Origin of the sequence: Paenibacillus lacisoli (assembly GCF_030580655.1) — a bacterium.
GTDB lineage: Bacteria > Bacillota > Bacilli > Paenibacillales > Paenibacillaceae > Paenibacillus > Paenibacillus lacisoli.
Genome location: NZ_JAUQTB010000001.1, coordinates 60,531 through 77,150 on the forward strand (window position 1 = coordinate 60,531; position 16,620 = coordinate 77,150).

Here is a 16,620-nt window from a genome sequence, read left to right on the forward strand (position 1 = left end):
CCTGGGTTACTTTCTATTACCCGAAATGGCCAAATTCATTCGATTCTTGTTTAGGTTTATGTACTGCGGGGAGCCCACAGCATAATCGATACGCCAATCATACAGATGGCGGCACCAATCCAGTCATACAGGTCGGGGGTCTTCTTGTCCACCGCCCAGCCCCATAACACGGCCAGTATAATAAAAACGCCGCCGTACGCAGCATAAACACGGCCGAAGGAAGGAAATTTCTGCAGGGTGGGAATGATCCCGTACACAACCAGAATGATGGCACCTATAACTCCGTAGCCAATTCCTCTCCCCTCACGAAGCCACAACCAGACCAGATAGCCGCCGCCAATCTCAGCGAAACCAGCCAAAATAAATAGTAAAATGGAATTCATAGCAGCCCTCCTTTCCGCTTCATTATAGCGAAGTTAAGAACAAGTTCAAACGCTGACCATGCATGTCAGAACAATGAAAAACCCGCTGTTCCTACAGCGGGTTTTGGGTTACAAACTCATTTGGTCATGTTTCGTGCAGCCGGAACAGCTCTTTCATTCGTTTACGCTTGGCTTTCGGACTCAGCACATACAGCGTATCTCCCGGCTCAATCACTGTATTACCCCGAGGTGTGACGATCTCCTCCCCCCGAATAATCGCAGTGAACAAAATGTCATCAGGCAGGTTGATATCTTGAATTTGCTTGCCTGAAATACTCATACTCGGCTTTACTTGAATATGGTTGATTTCCGAGCTGGTTTTGCCTACGGATACAAGTTCGAGAAGCGAAGGATTATTATCCAGCTGCTCATCCGCCAAGCCTAGACGGGTAGCCAGCGGCATAATTGTTGTCCCTTGAATGATTGCTGAAGTCAGGACAACGAAGAACACGACGTTAAAGAACAGCTGGCCATGTTCCAGACGGTCAAGCAGCGGATAGGTTGCCAGCACGATCGGGACGGCCCCCCTTAATCCAGCCCAAGAGATAAACAGCTTCTCGGATACAGAAAACTTGGATACCAGCAGGGCGATGAACACCCCGATCGGCCTTGCAATGAACATAAGAATCAGCGACAGTGCGATGCCCTGCCAGATAATATCAAATAACTGCTCCGTGAATACCAGCAGGCCCAGCAGGACAAACATCATAATCTGGACCATCCAGGCGAAGCCGTTGTTAAAATGGATGATCGACCGCTTATAGGTCAGGTCCGAGTTGCCCAGCACGATAGCCATTACGTAGACTGCCAGCAGTCCGCTTGCCTCGGATAAGGAGGCTGCTGCATAAGCTAAAATGGCAAAAGCGACAGCCATAACCGGGTACAGGCCAGATGAGTCGAAATTAATCTTGTTGATGACGTATACTGCAATACGACCGATTACAAATCCGAGGAACAGGCCAAAACCCATTTCCCAGAAGAAACGCAGGACCAGCAAAATGAGTGATTCATCCGGATGATGGATCAGCTCAATTAAAGATACCGTGAGAAACACGGCCATCGGATCGTTACTGCCGGATTCAGCCTCCAAGGTGGAGGTCAGTTTGTTCTTGATATTTTTACCGCCAAGCACTGAGAATACAGCAGCCGCATCCGTAGAGCCTACAATGGCGCCAAAGAGCAGACCTTCCTTCCAATCCACACCCAGAATGAAAGTGGCACAGATTCCCACCACCGCCGTAGTCGCAATAACACCAAGCGTTGCCAGAGACAGTGCCGGCTTGATGACAGGCTTGATGTGGGAGAATTTAGTCTGCATCCCTCCTTCAAACAGGATGATAATCAACGCAAGGATACCAACCAGCTGTGTAATAAAAGCATTGTCAAAATAAACAAAACGGCTTAGCGCCATTCCGACAATAATGAAGAGCACCAGAGCAGGCATACCGAACCGGTTAGAAAATTTGGTTGTTAGCACGCCGACCAGGAGCAGACCGGAAAGGAGCAGGATGATTGAGTCGATTAGAGCGGTTTGTTCCATGTTCTTATTCTCCTCCTCCAAGTAACAAGTTATATGTATATCTTTTATTATAACCTAATTTAAAGGTTTCCGTTTTTACATGGCTCTCTGAAAAAGTAGGCCGCTGAAAACGTGTATCAAATTCAATCGTGCCAAATAAGGATCTATCTCTTATTAACCATTTTTCATACCCGTATGCTAATGAAGTCTAATTTATCGTTTTCCTGCAAATGCCTACATATTCACTCGCGCCTTTTGACACAGTAATGTTACACGTTGAGCTCAACACAGGAGGGTTAAAGAATGGCAAAATCCACAGCTGCAAAAGAAGATACCCAGCTTCAATGGTGGCAGCTCTCACTGCTCGGAGTGGCTTGTACGATCGGGACAGGGTATTTTCTGGGGACAGGACTAGGTATAAGGATCGGAGGCCCATCTATCCTGATTGCCTTTGTATTGGCGGCGCTGGGGACTTATATTGTTTTCGATGTACTCGCACAAATGACGGCCAAGGAACCGGAACAGGGGTCTTTCCGTTCTTATGCCAAGAAAGCTTTTGGGCGATGGGCAGGGTTCAGCAGCGGCTGGGTATATTGGTCCTCCGAACTGCTCATTATGGGCAGCCAGCTGACGGCTTTGTCTTTGTTCACCCGTTTTTGGCTGCCGGGTCTTCCGCTTTGGCTGCTGGCCTGCGGATATGCCATTCTTGGACTTGCTGTTCTGTTTATGGGAACCAAAGGTTTTGACCGTGTAGAGAATGTTCTGGCAGTCATTAAAATTGCAGCTATTGTCATGTTTCTTGTTATTGCTGTAATTGCTCTGCTGGGCTGGGTGGGCGGTGGCAAGCACTCTCCTTCGTTTCCGACAACTGCGAAAGAATTCTTTCCGGCGAGCTGGAAAGGTTCCTGGTCTTCGGTGATCTTCGCGTTTTATGCATTTGGCGGGATCGAGATCATCGGCTTAATGGCCATTCGTCTTAAGAATCCAGCAGATGCTCCTAAAGCAGGCAAGATGATGCTTATCCTCCTTGCCTCCGTCTATATCATCTCCGTCGGTCTCGCTGTGACGCTGCTGCCTTGGAGTGCCTTTACCGGAAAAGAAAGTCCGTTTATTGCCGCCCTGAAGAGCTACGATCTTCCATTTGTGCCTCATGTATTTAATGCCGTATTGATCATTGCCGGCTTCTCAACCATGGTCGCCAGTCTGTTCGCGGTCACAACCATGCTTGTTACTTTGGCTGGAGATGGAGATGCGCCGAAGCTGTTTGCCATTAAGGTCAGGAAAAAGCTTGCGCTCCCAGCTATAGCTCTTACAGCCGCAGGAATGGCGGCATCCATTGTACTCGCTCTCCTGATCCCCGGGAAAATCTATGAATATGTGACAACAGCGGCGGGACTGCTTCTTTTATATAATTGGCTGTTCATTCTAATTACAGCCGGCAAATTGTTGCAGCTCACTCCTTTTGGCCAGATCAAGCGGTATGCCGGGATGGTGCTTATTCTGATCGGGGTCACGGGAACTCTTTTTCACGGGATGAGCAGACCGGGTTTCTGGATCAGTCTCTTGTTCATCGGGCTTATCGGTATCGTCACTCTGCTGATGCAGTGGAAATGGAAAAAGCAAAAAGGCGGTGCAGCTTTGCACCGCCCGCTGAAGAAACGAAAAATAGTTAACCAAAGGACCTGATAAGCTGCTGTCTCTGCAGCTGACATTACAGTCTTGAGATCATCATCTGAACGGCTTCCGTACCGAAGTACACACCGAAGCCGATCAGAAATATGCCCGATACAATGGCAATTCCCCGGATGATCCGATCGGTCAGGAAGCGGCGGAAGCTGCTCGCCGTAACAGCCAGACTCAGATCCCACAGCAGGATACCTGCCAGAATGGCAGCACTGTTAAGCAGGACCATTTGGAACGAACCTGACGCCATATCGGCCAGAACAGAACCGTAAATACCCAGCCAGAACAGGACTGACATTGGATTAACGGCAGATACGATAAAACCGGCGGAACACGACTTTATCAACGACTCGTGGTTCCGCTGATCCTTGACTTCAGGTCTTCCGGAGTTCCAAATGCTCTCTATACCCGAATAGATAAGAATAAAGGCGCCAAACAGCCACAGCAGCGTCTGGATAAACGGGGTATTCAGGAAATGAATGACCCCGAAATAGACAAGGATCATATACATGACGTCTGCAGCGGCCGCCCCCAGCCCGAATATCCAGGCATGAAGGAAGCCGTGCTTAATCCCCTTATCCAGCTGAGCTGCATTCACCGGGCCAATCGGTGCCGACAGGGTAATGCCCAGCAACATATAACTGATTAGATGGTACATGATCGCTGCTACCTCCCCTAGCACATAGGATGGAATTGCTTGTCTGTTCCATCGTCTGATTTAGTCTATTCATGGATTGCAGCATGTACAACTTAACGAAAATAAAAAAAGGCAAGCCTTAACCTCACGGAGGTCAAGACTTGCCTTTTCAGAATTAAGAAGTATGATGCGTTACTCGGTTTGTAAGCCACAGCTTCATTCTGGAGACAACTTCTCTGATGTTTAGCGGCTTGCTGATATAATCATTGGCGCCGACTGCAAGACATTTCTCCCGGTCCTCTTTCATCGCTTTGGCTGTCAAGGCGATGATCGGGAGGGTGTTCATTCCGTATGTACCCCGAATTTCGCGAATCGTCTCATAACCATCCATTTCGGGCATCATGATATCCATAAGCACAATGTCTACGTCATCATGTTCCCGAAGAAGCTCCAGACACTCCCGTCCATTCTGCGCCGTGATCACACTCATATCGAAGTTCTCCAAAGCATTAGCCAGTGCATAGACGTTCCGGATATCATCGTCGACAACAAGCACCTTGCTGCCCCTAAACATCTGCTCTTCCAGAGGAGTAAAGAGCTCCTCAGGACTAATCGGCATTACCGGCCGCGGTACAGGCTTAAGTCTGGCCGGTTCCTCAATAGCAGCAGCTGCTTCCTGCTGAATGAACAAGGCTGAATCGTCCTGCGGTTCCTCCTCAAGACACGGCAGGAAAAGCGTAAATGCGCTGCCCTTGCCCTCTTCGCTCTGCAAGGTAATCGTACCTCCCAGCAGCCGGGCAAGAGAGAGGGAAATAGATAAACCTAGCCCGGTTCCGCCGAATTTACGGGTATTGGCCCCGTCTACCTGCTTGAATGCTTCAAAGATCAACTGCTGCTTTTCTTCGGGTATCCCAATTCCCGTATCTGCTACGGTAAAGGCAAGAATATCGGAAGAAGGTCCTGCTTCCGTATCAACCTCGGACTTCAGCCGGGTCACCGTCAGTGACACTTCTCCACGGGAAGTGAATTTGAACGCATTAGACAGCAGATTGCGAAGAATCTGCTGCAGCCTGTTGCCATCACTGTAGAACAGCTGCGGCAGCTTCTTATCCAGCTGAATCCGGAAGTCAACGTTCTTCTTCTCCGCCGTCTTCAGGAAATAAGTATTCAACGTATCCGGCAGCTCGGAGAGATTAATAGGATCATACTCGATCAGCATCTCACCTGCCTCCACTTTGGACAGGTCGAGAATATCGTTAATGAGCGTCAGGAGATCCTTGCCCGAAGAGTGAATAACCGAGGCATATTGTTGCTCTTCTTCGCTAAGATTCTGATGCTTGTTCTCTGATAAAATTTCGGACAAAATCAACATGCTGTTAAGCGGTGTCCGCAGTTCATGCGACATATTCGCCAGAAATTCCGATTTATAATCCGAGCTTTTGGCCAATTGTTCTGCATACTTCTCAAGCTCGGCCGCGGCATTCTCTGCTGCTGATTTCTGTTCTTCGAGCTTATCATTCAGAATATGAAGTTCTTCGGTTTGCATGGACATTTCCTCAGTCTGTGCCTGCAGCTCCTCGGTCTGTGCCTGTAGTTCTTCCGACTGAACCTGCAGCTCTTCATTCATAGCTTGAGATTCGGCATACAGACGCTGTACTTCCATATTAATCTGCGTGGAATGAATAGACACGCCAAGAATAGAGCAAAGCTCCTGAAGCAGATTCATCTGTTCCGGATGGAGCGGACGCATAGCTGCAATCTCGATGACTGCGCGAACACGCCCTTCAAAGCTTACCGGAGCAAGGATTAATACCCGGGGGGCTGCAGATCCAAGCCCTGAATTTACAGATACGTAACCGGGAGGGAGATCATGAACAACAAGCATACGATTCTCTAGTGCACACTGTCCTGCCAGCCCTTGACCTGCCCGGAAATAGGCCTCCCCTTGCTCTTTTCCATGTTCGGGACCTGCTGCAAAAGCGGCAGAGCGCTTCAGCTCTGTATGTTCATTCACCAGATACAGCAGCGCATACGGCAGCTCCAGCAGTTCAGCCAGACGACTGACGAATTGCTGGGTAAGCTCATGGATCCCCAGCGGATTTTGCAGCATTGTAGCTGTAGCAGCAATCTGATCCTTTGCCCAATTCTGCCGTTCCAAGGAATCCAGCAGATCGTTGGTGGCATTCCCCAGATCCCTCACTTCATCATTCGTCTTCACTTTGATGCGCTGCCCCAGATTTCCGCCGTTGTACATATCACGAATGGTGCCGGTCACCTGGTTGATCGTCCGGGCAATATTGCCTGAGATCGTCATCCCGGCTGCAATAGAGAGAAGAATGATGGCACCCCAGATGGAGTACATAACGATAAGCATTCTTTCGTTACTTGCCGTGAGTCTGTCGGCACGCTGTTGAGTCAACCCTAACTCCGTGTCCCGAAAAGTAGCCAGCTGGGTTCTCAGGTTATCAATTTCTGCCTTTCCAGGATCCGCCGTGAAGAAAGCCGTGACTTCTTCTTCTTGCCCCTGACGTTTCGCTGCAATCACCGGTTCACCCGCTACCTTCATCCAATTCTCGATATGGGATTTAATGACGTCAAGATTACGCTGCTGAGCCGGATTATCAGCTACCAGTCCATACAAGGTATTAAAATCATTCTCCCATACCACCTTCGCCTGGTCGTAGGGTTCCAGGTAGCTTTCATTCCCGGTGATGACATAACCTCTTTGAGAGGTCTCCATATCAAGAACATGCTTCTCCAGGCCATTCGTCAAATTGTGAACCTGCAAATCATGCTGTGTTATGTATTGATTCTCCTCCTGCAGCTGATTTATTCTGTCTGACATGACAAACAGGAAGATTCCCAGACATATTACAATCAATACATAGCCGAGGAGAATTTTGGTCCGGATGTTGAATCGAAATCGTTGACGCATGATTCGCTCCCCTTTGTATGCTGTTTTTGGGTCTTATTAATTAGAACAATCGAATTTAATTGTAATGCGGTAAATTGCGGAAAACAAGCCTTTAAACAACCCTTTCAAGAAAATTAATAGTTGAAATTGTTAATTCTAATTCTCTTCGTCCCACAACAAAAAAACTGACCCGTCCGAAGACAAGCCAGTTTTAGAAGGAGTTCTGTAAGATTAGTGATTCATCAAGATGATCTATGCTTTTGGACTGATCATCAAAGCAGGGTCCACATACTGATCGAACTGCTCTTCTGTCAGCAGACCTGTCTTCAGGGCAGCCTCTTTCAGCGTGGAGCCCTCAGTATGAGCAAGCTTGGCAATTTTTGCTGCATTCTCGTAGCCGATATACGGGTTGAGCGCTGTAACCAGCATCAGGGAGTTGTTGAGATTATGCTCAATTTGCGGCAGGTTTGGTTCAATGCCCACAGCACAATTATCGTTAAAGGCCTTGATGGAGTCCGCGAGCAGATGAACCGATTGCAGGAAATTATAAATAATAACGGGTTTGAACACATTCAGTTCAAAGTTTCCTTGGCTGGCAGCAAAACCGATTGCCGCATCATTGCCCATAACCTGCGTCACGACCATCGTAATTGCTTCACTTTGTGTGGGATTGACTTTTCCCGGCATAATCGAACTACCCGGCTCATTAGCAGGAATCGTGATTTCACCGAGTCCGCTGCGCGGGCCGCTGGCCAGCCAGCGGATGTCATTCGCAATTTTCATCATATCCGCCGCCAGCGCCTTAATCGCTCCATGGACGGTTACGACCTCATCATGACTGGTCAGAGCGTGAAATTTGTTCGGGGCAGAAACGAATGATTTGCCTGTATACTCACTGATGTATGCAGCAGTCTTATCCCCAAACTCCGGGTGAGCGTTAATACCGGTACCCACTGCTGTTCCGCCGATGGCAAGCTCTGTCATATATTGTACCGTATCCCGGATCATGCGCTCACTTTTATCAAGCATCGCATACCAACCGCTGATCTCCTGGCCGAGGGTGAGGGGTGTTGCATCTTGAAGATGTGTACGGCCAATCTTGATTATATCCTTGAACGCCTCTGATTTCTGAGCAAACGTCTTTTTCAGTATAGCAATGGATGGAAGCAGGCGTTCCTCAACCGCTATAACGCCGGACACATGCAGCGCAGTAGGAAACGTATCGTTCGAGCTTTGCGACATATTCACGTCATCATTAGGGTGCAGACGGGTATCCTTTCCCTGCCCTTCCAGCCAGCGGTTACCGACATGCGCAATCACTTCATTCACATTCATATTGGACTGTGTGCCGCTGCCTGTCTGCCAGACCACGAGAGGAAAATGATCATCCAGCTTGCCGGCAAGAATCTCATCTGCTGCATATAGGATCGCATTCAGCTTGTCCTCGGACAGCTTACCCAGCTGATGATTGCTCTGAGCCGCACTGCGTTTCAGGATGGCGAAGGCGCGAATAACTTCCAGAGGCATCTTCTCCCCGCCAATCGGAAAGTTTTCTTTGCTTCGTTGGGTCTGCGCACCCCATAGACGATCTGCAGGCACCTGAATCTCACCAATCGTATCTTTCTCGATCCGGAATTCCATTTCCATTCCCCCACTCTACTAGAATTTAAAGTATTAGGATTTAATGTACAAACGGCTTGTTTCTTCAAAAATATCACCAGGTGCAAGTCCCACCAGACCGATCTCTTCCGGGTCCATTCCTTGTACATTCGGCGCATTAATCATGTTCATTTGAGGCTCAGGACAGAAAAACTGGCGGCTTGCTCCACAGTTCCATACCATCCAGTGCTTATAAGAGGTACCTGCATCATATACAAGGGTGATGTTCTGCTTGGTATCCGTCAGTTCCATTACATTGCGGCCATTCACGGGCTGAGCCGTATAGTGGTTGTCCATGGCTTCAAAGTAAGGATTAATTCCGGTTGATTTCATCAGCTCTTCTTCATGTGTAAGCGTTTGAAATTTACCGGTAGGGAGACTTCTTTCATTCAGTTCACGTCTCTTGTCCATGGTCAGGGTCAAGCTGTAGTCATCCGCTGTGCTTTCTTCCGCGAACGGTGCATTAATCGCTGTATGGAATGCAATCAGATTCGGCATTTCTTCCTTGCCTTCATTGCGAATGGTCAACTGCTGCTGCAGCCCGTCTGCACACAAACTATATCTCAGCGTGATGGTAAACGTAAAAGGCAGATAATGATACATCGGATGCCCTTCGCTTACATGCTGACTCATAACCAGATAGCTCTCAAGCGCATTGGCTCCGTGGCCTTCCACAGTCCAGGGCACTTCATGTACGAAACCGTGTAGATGGTTATTATTCTCCGGCTCATTAATTGGAAGCTGATACGTGGTACCCTTCCAGGCAAATTTGCCATCCTCATAGCGGTTCGGCGGGAACAGCACGGGGATGCCGTAGACGGCAGGCGTTTTGCGGAACTGTTCAATCTCGGACTCACCCGGTTCACGAAGAATGGTCAGCTTCTTCTCTGTATCACGGAAAGCGACAAGATTTCCGCCAATTCCCGGAATAGCAACGGCTTCATAAGCGCCATAACGGAGCCAAATTGCGTCAAGGCCATGATAAGACTGTTCAAAAGATGCATAATGTTCGGACATAGTTACCTCCCGCTGATATGTAGAGATTTTTACCCACTCGGGTTGACTATATCATGCTAAGGAGCAAATTTCCATACGCCCCTTATTTCGGGTCACAGCAAAAAGCTGTGCCTGCTTAGGCACAGCTCGTATCGAAATGAACAGGGTAGCCGGGGTGCTTCTCTGCCTGCTAAACATACTTTCCTTTCCGCGGCACTGCCATTTCTTCAAAATGCTCACTTAACCTTTTCAGCTGTCGTCTCAGCTCATCTCCGCGCATCGGTGACCCGTGTCCGGTAACAGCTAGCTTTGGGTTCAGCTGGCACAGCTGCTGAACAGACTGATGCGCACTTGGCCAGTCGGTTGTAAAGTAAGCCGGCGGTCCATGCACTTCTTTCTCCTGAATCAGCACAGCCCAAGCAGATTCCTGTTTGACTGTAATAAAGGCGTCTCCGGCAAGGAGTGCTCCGTCCTCTTCACGGTACAGAGAAACATGACCCGGCGTGTGACCAGGTGTATGAATCCAGCGCCATCCCGGCATGCCGGGAATCTCTCCATCCTCCGGAAGTGCATCAACCTGATCATCCAGATCTATGGCATCATTCGGATAGAGAAAAGATGTCCGCGCCATCATGCCGCCGCCAACACCCGGATCCGCTGGAGGATAATCCTCCTGCCCGGTCAAATACGGCAGCTCTGCAGCATGAGCATAGACCGGAACCCCCCAGTGCTGTACCAGCTCAATCACGGATCCGACATGATCAAAATGTCCGTGTGTCAGAATGATAGCCGTCGGAGGTCCTGCAAAGCGCTTTTCCGCAACCGCGAGTATATGTTCCTTAAAACCGGTCATCCCGGTATCGACTAGCACCCATTCTCTGCTGCCGGGCTGTCCAACAAAACACACATTGACAAATAATGTCCGCAAACTCAGGATGTCGGTCGCGGCCTCTTCTTCAGCCGTCATTCCTTCCGTAAACAGATAATCTGCTGTCATTGTCGGAACCCTCCAATGTACTGGAATAGCTGCTGTTTCCAATCGCAACATAGGCTTTCCTATTTTTGCGGAAATATTCAACAATGCTAATATAATCAACTTGTCACGGTTTTAGACCACTTTCCTCCTACACGTCTTCCGGCAGTTTATTCCAGGCAGCATCGAGAAGTTCATCGTAAACATCATCATTTTCTTCAACGAGGGCATCAACCGCCAGCATCTCTTCCTCAACACCGGAATCGCCAGTAAAGTGCAGACTATAATCCCATTCTTTGCCCCTTTTGCTGAAGAAGGTGATCTCAAAGGTAGACTGGTATCCCTCAGCCTGGAATATGGTTTGTCCCAGGTAAGCTCCTTCATCGTCCCGTTTCATACTGGCATTCATAATCGTTAGTTTCATGCGATCTCTCCTAAATTAAGCTTCAGTTCAGCCAATGTAGATTTGGTAAACTTTATGGTTCCATTGTACAATAGAACAGATACATATGGTACTTACAGGATGTGTATTATACAAGTTTGCTGGAGGGATCGTTAAAATGTCTGAATTTACACAAAAATTGCAAAAATATGCCGAGCTTTCCGTTCGTGTTGGTGTCAATGTCCAGCCTGGCCAGACGCTCGTGGTTCACTCTCCAATCAGTGCTGCTGAATTTACACGTCTGATCGTGAAGGAAGCATATACAGCGGGTGCCAAGCTGGTCAAGGTACTGTGGAATGATGAACAGGTAACCCGTCTTCAATACGACCTTGCCCCGGACGAATCCTTTGAGATCGTGCCCAAGTGGCAGGCCGGCGAAATGACGGAGCTGGTCGAGAATGGCGCTGCCGTTCTGCATGTCATCGCTGAAAATCCGGATCTGCTGAAAGGCGTTAAGCCGGAGCGTATCACCACTTCCCAAAAAGTTCGCGGACAGGCTATGGCCCAGTACCGTGCTTATCAGATGGCTGACAAATTCAGCTGGTCTATCGTTGCCGTACCTTCTCCTGAATGGGCTGCTAAGGTTTTCCCTGATGTTCCTGAAGAGCAGCAGATCGACAAACTATGGGAAGCGATTTTCCGTACAGTTCGTTTGGATCAAGCAGATCCGGTCGCAGCCTGGCAGTCTCATCTGGACCAGCTCGAGAGCAAATCCAGTGCCCTGAATGCCAAGAAATACAAGAAACTGCATTACAAAGCACCGGGTACAGATCTGACAATCGAGCTTCCAGAAGGTCATATCTGGACAGCCGGTAACAGTATTAATGAGCAGGGACACAGCTTCGTAGCCAACATGCCTACAGAAGAAGTATTCACCGCTCCTCTGAAGACAGGCGTGAACGGGAAGGTAAGCAGTACGAAACCGCTGAGCTACGGCGGCAACATCATCGATCATTTCTCTCTGACTTTTGAGAACGGACGGATCGTTGATGTTCAAGCCGAAGTAGGTTTGGATACCCTGCAGCGCTTGGTAGAGATGGATGAAGGCACTCACTACCTAGGGGAAGTCGCATTGGTCCCCCATCAGTCGCCAATTTCACAAAGTAATATCCTGTTCTACAATACCCTGTTCGATGAGAATGCATCCAATCACCTTGCCATCGGAACTGCCTACGCATTCTGTCTCGAGGGAGGCAAATCGATGAACAAGGAGGAATTGGCTGCCCATGGTATGAATGACAGTGTAACTCATGTCGACTTCATGGTGGGCTCCGGTGAGATGGATATCTTTGGTGTTCGTGAAGACGGTACCGAGGAGCCTGTATTCCACAAAGGAAACTGGGCGTTCTAGATCAAATGTCGCCACTCCAAAAAAGCATGTTCCCGTAAAGGGAACATGCTTTTTTAATATCATTTACGGTTTCAGTACCACCTTGATACAGCCGTCTTCTTTATTATCAAAGAGATCATAACCTCTAGCGGCCTCATTCAGGTCCAAGCGGTGGGTAATAATGTCCGTCGGATCAATCTGACCGGTCTTGATTTGGTTGTAGAGCTGAGGAATCAAGTGGATGACAGGGGCTTGACCCATTTTGAGAGAAATATTACGCTCGAACAAATGACCCAGCGGGAACATGTTATAAGTCAGACCGTAGACGCCTGTCAGTTGAATGGTACCGAATTTGCGGACCACCTTGGAGGCGATTTCGAAAGCTCCCAGCGAACCGCCTTGAAGCATCAGCTTGGTTTCAATCTTCTCAATGACGGATTTTTTCGCATCCAAGCCTACACAATCAATAACGACATCCGCTCCACCGCGGGTGATCTCTTTCATATGTGCTTCAAAATCCTTGATTTTCTCGAAGTTGAAAATTTCCACATTATTCGTTCGCTTGGCATGTTCCAGGCGGTAATCGAGATGATCGACTGCAATTACGCGCTGTGCTCCTGCCTGCCAGGCAAATTTCTGTGTGAGCAGTCCCACAGGGCCGCAGCCCAGAATGATAACCGTATCGCCAGGTTTAACACCAGCATTCTGAACGCTCCAATAAGCGGTCGGGAGAATATCGGAGAGGAACAGCAGCTTTTCATCCTCCATTTCCGCATCCTCTGGGATCACAAATGGCATAAAGTTGCCGTAAGGAACCCGCAGCAGCTCAGCCTGCCCGCCTGCAAAACCGCCGTAGCTGTCGCTGTAACCCAGCATACCGCCAGTGTCTTTAGCATCATTGGCATGATCGCATTGGCTCTCCATCTGGTTTTGACAGAAAAAGCATTGACCACAGGATACGTTAAAAGGGACAATCACCCTGTCGCCTTTTTTGACATGGGTCACACTAGGTCCAATCTCCTCAACAATCCCCATCGGTTCATGTCCAATAATATAATCATCGTGCATTCCCGGAATTTCCCCATTAAACAAATGAAGGTCAGAACCGCAGATCGCCGTCGAGGTTACACGTATGATCACATCATCCTTGTCTTTCAGACGAGCATTTTCGACTTCTTTGACTTCGATTTTGCGTTTACCCTGATAAGTGGCTGCTTTCATAACGTTATCTCCTCTCATATGCGCTTTCTTACTAACTTTAACCTTTTGCCATTAAATTAATCAGGAATGCAAAGGAATACATCAAAAAACAACCGGCCGTCTGCGTATAAAGCAGACGGCCGGTTGTTTTAGTTCTAGATCGATTATCTTGTTTCACGGTGCAGCGTCATTTTTTTGAGACGCGGGCTGTATTTCTTCATTTCGATCCGTTCCGGATTAGTTCTCTTGTTCTTGGAAGTCGTATAGTTACGGTCGCCCGTCTCCGTGCAGGCTAATGTTACAACAACACGCATGTTTAGTCCTCCTTAATAGTAACAATTACACTTTTTTCATCCAATTAATATACAAGTTATCCTTCATAAAGTCAAGCAGCCTAGAGGAAGGTAAAGACATTCTCCCTTAATTGTAGTAAAATACCATAATAGGAAAATGAATGACGTTCTCCTATGGTTTGGCCTTGCGGAAAGGAGATCCACAAGTATGTCTAGCCAGCTTTACCTTCTACTGGAGAACCACTTTACCAGCCTGAGTACCTCATTACAGAAGAAGGTGTATCTCGAGTATCATCACATGATGTATGGATTAATCGTATATATGATTAAAGATCCGATCGCAGCAGAAGATATTATTCAAGAATCATTCATCAAAATTATTAATAATAAGCCGGAATTCGAGTGTGAGGCCAAATTGAAAGCCTGGCTTAAAGTGGTAACAAGGAATACAGCGATTAACTATCTGAGAAAGCATAAATACTGCTGTTCTATGGATCATGAAAGTGCAGTGTCCAGTGTAGAGGCTTATTCCCAGGTACAACCCTCTGTTGAGGATCTGGTCGAAACTAAGATGCTTCAGGAAGCTATTGAATATTACCTTACTCTGATCAAGCCTGACTATAAAGTATTGATTGAGCTCAGATGGAAAAGAGGCCTCAGCTACAGGGAAATTGCCGAAATTACAGGCACACGTGAAGAAACCGTCAAACAGCGTCTCTACCGGGCCAGAGAGAGTATTAGACGCTGGATCTGTAAGGATTGGAGGCCGGATGAATCAGCCAAGCCGACACCTGCTGTGATTCAGAGCAGACGCTACCGGAAAGTACCTGTTCATTCTTAGACAGCAAAAAAGAGATTGCCGATAAAGGCAATCTCTTTTTTATGGACTACGCCTTAAGCGCCTGCTTCTTCCGCGAGAATCTCTTGTTTCATCAAGCGAATTCTGGAGATCCGTTTGTACTCCATCTCCTCCACCATAAAGAGGAAGCCTTCAAACTCCACTGACTGTCCGACCCTTGGAGGGATGGCTTCTACACGGGAATACAGCCAGCCTCCAACGGTATCGTAATCTTCACTATCGAGGTTTAGACCAAACTGGTCGTTCACCGTCTCAATCAGCATCATGCCATCGATCGAATAGTCACCTTCTGGCGTTGATTCCACCCCAGGACGCTCCTGGTCGAATTCATCCTGAATCTCTCCGACTATCTCTTCCATGATGTCTTCCAAGGTCACCATACCGGAAGTTCCGCCGTATTCATCGATCAGGATCGCAATCTGTGTCTTGCTGCGCTGCATTCGTTTTAGAAGGTCGCTGATATGGGTAGACTCCGGCACAGCCAGAATCGGCCGAATCATCGTGTGGTAGTCCAGCGTCTGGGCACGAAGCAAATCTTTGATATGAATGAAACCGATAATATGGTCCTTATCCTCTGCACAAATCGGGTATCGTGTCCGCATACTCTCGGTAGCGATCTCCAAATTCTCCTCCTTGGACAGGGTTCCATATAGACAAATCATTTCAGTTCTTGGAATCATAATCTCACGGGCAGTCGTGGCGGCGAAATCGAATATATTATCAACAAGCGCCAATTCAGTATTATCGATTAGACCGCTTTTATTACTTTCTTTCATCAGCACGCGGATCTCTTCTTCGGTATGCGCCGATTCGTCATTCTCCGTAATCGGCTCCATCCGGAATAACCGCAGCAGGCTGTTCGCCATTCCATTCAATGCCCAAATGAATGGATACATGATTTTGTAAAATAACATCAAAGCGACTGCTGACCAAAGTGTAACGGTCTCTGCCTTGCGGATCGCAATGGTTTTAGGTGCAAGCTCGCCTAATACAATATGAAGGATAGTTATTAAAACAAATGCAATAGCAACGGCTGTACCGTGCACATATACCGGGCCGAGCCCAACAGCCGTAAATACGGGTTCAATCAAGTGGGCAATCGCAGGTTCACCGATCCAGCCCAGAGCAAGCGAAGCCAAGGTAATCCCCAGCTGGCAAGCAGATAAATAAGCATCCATGTTATGAATAATTTTGGATGCATAGACGGCTTTTTTGTTGCCTGCCTCCACCAACGTCTCAATCCGGCTGCTGCGAACCTTCACCATCGCAAATTCAACCGATACGAAAAATCCGTTTAACAGCACTAACAAAAACACCGCAACAATACTTAAAATACTCGGTAAAGGGTCACTCAATCATCATCCTGTCCGCCGCCTTGATACAGCAGACAGGTCCACCTCCTTCGGATCGTAAAATGGGTATTCATCGTTCTATTCTGCATCAGCGTCAACTTCCCAACGAACTCACTCCTTTTGTAGAATGCGATCTGCATAAACATACAGGCAGAACGTTCTCATTCATTAAAGTTATATAATTTATTATATTATTATAAACTACACAGTCAAACCGCGCAGTATGACAGCAAATGAGCGTATAACAGCCGTTAAAGGCAAGAAATCGCTTGTGCTGGGCTCATATCGCTTGCGAAACCTATCTTTACTATATCGGCGGTATATCCATCATTATGAATTCC

The 16,620-nt window shown here is 47.9% G+C and carries 14 protein-coding genes; 3 read left to right on the plus strand and 11 right to left on the minus strand.

The genetic code is table 11. From position 1 onward, the window contains the following. Positions 1–56: 56 nt before the first annotated feature. Together Q5741_RS00310 and Q5741_RS00315 are read right to left on the minus strand one after the other, a co-directional pair. Positions 57–383: a YnfA family protein gene (locus tag Q5741_RS00310; RefSeq protein ID WP_305022048.1), complete on the minus strand. Its 327-nt coding sequence runs from the start codon at positions 381–383 to the stop codon at positions 57–59. A 124-nt stretch (positions 384–507) separates the two neighbouring features. Next, positions 508–1,962: a potassium/proton antiporter gene (locus Q5741_RS00315; RefSeq protein WP_305022049.1), complete on the minus strand. Its 1,455-nt coding sequence runs from the start codon at positions 1,960–1,962 to the stop codon at positions 508–510. Positions 1,963–2,244: 282 nt separating this feature from the next. On the opposite strand from Q5741_RS00315, the gene Q5741_RS00320 reads away from it, so the two are divergent. Next, entirely contained in the window at positions 2,245–3,627 is a 1,383-nt protein-coding gene (locus tag Q5741_RS00320) for an amino acid permease (protein WP_305022050.1), read from the plus strand. Positions 3,628–3,652: 25 nt separating this feature from the next. On the opposite strand, the gene Q5741_RS00325 is transcribed toward Q5741_RS00320, so the two are convergent. From Q5741_RS00325 to Q5741_RS00350, 6 genes are all read right to left on the minus strand, one after another. Beyond that, entirely contained in the window at positions 3,653–4,282 is a 630-nt protein-coding gene (locus Q5741_RS00325; protein WP_305022051.1) for a LysE family translocator, read from the minus strand. 154 nt (positions 4,283–4,436) lie between these two features. Next, positions 4,437–7,196 carry a CHASE3 domain-containing protein gene (locus tag Q5741_RS00330; RefSeq protein ID WP_305022052.1) on the minus strand — a complete coding sequence of 920 codons (2,760 nt, stop codon included), beginning with the start codon at positions 7,194–7,196 and terminating at the stop codon, positions 4,437–4,439. 231 nt (positions 7,197–7,427) lie between these two features. Further along, the gene (gene fumC, locus Q5741_RS00335) at positions 7,428–8,816 is read right to left on the minus strand and encodes a class II fumarate hydratase (RefSeq protein ID WP_305022053.1); all 1,389 of its coding nucleotides are present in this window, start codon (positions 8,814–8,816) and stop codon (positions 7,428–7,430) included. A 33-nt stretch (positions 8,817–8,849) separates the two neighbouring features. Further along, entirely contained in the window at positions 8,850–9,851 is a 1,002-nt protein-coding gene (locus Q5741_RS00340; RefSeq protein ID WP_305022054.1) for an aldose 1-epimerase, read from the minus strand. 169 nt (positions 9,852–10,020) lie between these two features. Continuing rightward, complete coding sequence (locus tag Q5741_RS00345) at positions 10,021–10,827, minus strand: MBL fold metallo-hydrolase (protein ID WP_305022055.1); 807 nt, start codon at positions 10,825–10,827, stop codon at positions 10,021–10,023. Between the two features lie 127 nt (positions 10,828–10,954). Continuing rightward, complete coding sequence (locus Q5741_RS00350) at positions 10,955–11,227, minus strand: hypothetical protein (RefSeq protein ID WP_305022056.1); 273 nt, start codon at positions 11,225–11,227, stop codon at positions 10,955–10,957. 136 nt (positions 11,228–11,363) lie between these two features. Between Q5741_RS00350 and Q5741_RS00355 the strand changes: the two genes are divergently transcribed. After that, on the plus strand, positions 11,364–12,596 hold the full coding sequence (locus tag Q5741_RS00355) for an aminopeptidase (RefSeq protein WP_305022057.1): 1,233 nt from the start codon (positions 11,364–11,366) through the stop codon (positions 12,594–12,596). Between the two features lie 63 nt (positions 12,597–12,659). On the opposite strand, the gene Q5741_RS00360 is transcribed toward Q5741_RS00355, so the two are convergent. After that, positions 12,660–13,796, minus strand: a complete 1,137-nt coding sequence (locus Q5741_RS00360; RefSeq protein ID WP_305022058.1) for a zinc-dependent alcohol dehydrogenase — start codon at positions 13,794–13,796, stop codon at positions 12,660–12,662. 143 nt (positions 13,797–13,939) lie between these two features. Continuing rightward, entirely contained in the window at positions 13,940–14,089 is a 150-nt protein-coding gene (gene rpmG, locus Q5741_RS00365) for a 50S ribosomal protein L33 (protein ID WP_305022059.1), read from the minus strand. A gap of 187 nt (positions 14,090–14,276) precedes the next feature. On the opposite strand from rpmG, the gene Q5741_RS00370 reads away from it, so the two are divergent. After that, positions 14,277–14,909, plus strand: coding sequence for an RNA polymerase sigma factor (locus Q5741_RS00370; protein WP_305022060.1), 633 nt, complete (start codon positions 14,277–14,279; stop codon positions 14,907–14,909). Positions 14,910–14,962: 53 nt separating this feature from the next. Here the strand turns inward: Q5741_RS00370 and Q5741_RS00375 are convergent, their stop codons facing one another. Next, on the minus strand, positions 14,963–16,282 hold the full coding sequence (locus Q5741_RS00375; protein WP_305022061.1) for a hemolysin family protein: 1,320 nt from the start codon (positions 16,280–16,282) through the stop codon (positions 14,963–14,965). Positions 16,283–16,620 lie beyond the last annotated feature (338 nt).

Excerpts from the sequence above, each read along its gene's own strand:
- Q5741_RS00315 (WP_305022049.1), bottom strand. The coding sequence starts at position 1,962 with ATGGAACAAACCGCTCTAATCGACTCAATCATCCTGCTCCTTTCCGGT.
- Q5741_RS00340 (WP_305022054.1), bottom strand. The coding sequence starts at position 9,851 with ATGTCCGAACATTATGCATCTTTTGAACAGTCTTATCATGGCCTTGAC.
- Q5741_RS00360 (WP_305022058.1), bottom strand. The coding sequence starts at position 13,796 with ATGAAAGCAGCCACTTATCAGGGTAAACGCAAAATCGAAGTCAAAGAA.
- Q5741_RS00310 (WP_305022048.1), bottom strand. The coding sequence starts at position 383 with ATGAATTCCATTTTACTATTTATTTTGGCTGGTTTCGCTGAGATTGGC.
- fumC (WP_305022053.1), bottom strand. The coding sequence starts at position 8,816 with ATGGAATTCCGGATCGAGAAAGATACGATTGGTGAGATTCAGGTGCCT.
- Q5741_RS00325 (WP_305022051.1), bottom strand. The coding sequence starts at position 4,282 with ATGTACCATCTAATCAGTTATATGTTGCTGGGCATTACCCTGTCGGCA.
- Q5741_RS00370 (WP_305022060.1), top strand. The coding sequence starts at position 14,277 with ATGTCTAGCCAGCTTTACCTTCTACTGGAGAACCACTTTACCAGCCTG.
- rpmG (WP_305022059.1), bottom strand. The coding sequence starts at position 14,089 with ATGCGTGTTGTTGTAACATTAGCCTGCACGGAGACGGGCGACCGTAAC.
- Q5741_RS00350 (WP_305022056.1), bottom strand. The coding sequence starts at position 11,227 with ATGAAACTAACGATTATGAATGCCAGTATGAAACGGGACGATGAAGGA.
- Q5741_RS00320 (WP_305022050.1), top strand. The coding sequence starts at position 2,245 with ATGGCAAAATCCACAGCTGCAAAAGAAGATACCCAGCTTCAATGGTGG.
- Q5741_RS00355 (WP_305022057.1), top strand. The coding sequence starts at position 11,364 with ATGTCTGAATTTACACAAAAATTGCAAAAATATGCCGAGCTTTCCGTT.
- Q5741_RS00330 (WP_305022052.1), bottom strand. The coding sequence starts at position 7,196 with ATGCGTCAACGATTTCGATTCAACATCCGGACCAAAATTCTCCTCGGC.
- Q5741_RS00345 (WP_305022055.1), bottom strand. The coding sequence starts at position 10,827 with ATGACAGCAGATTATCTGTTTACGGAAGGAATGACGGCTGAAGAAGAG.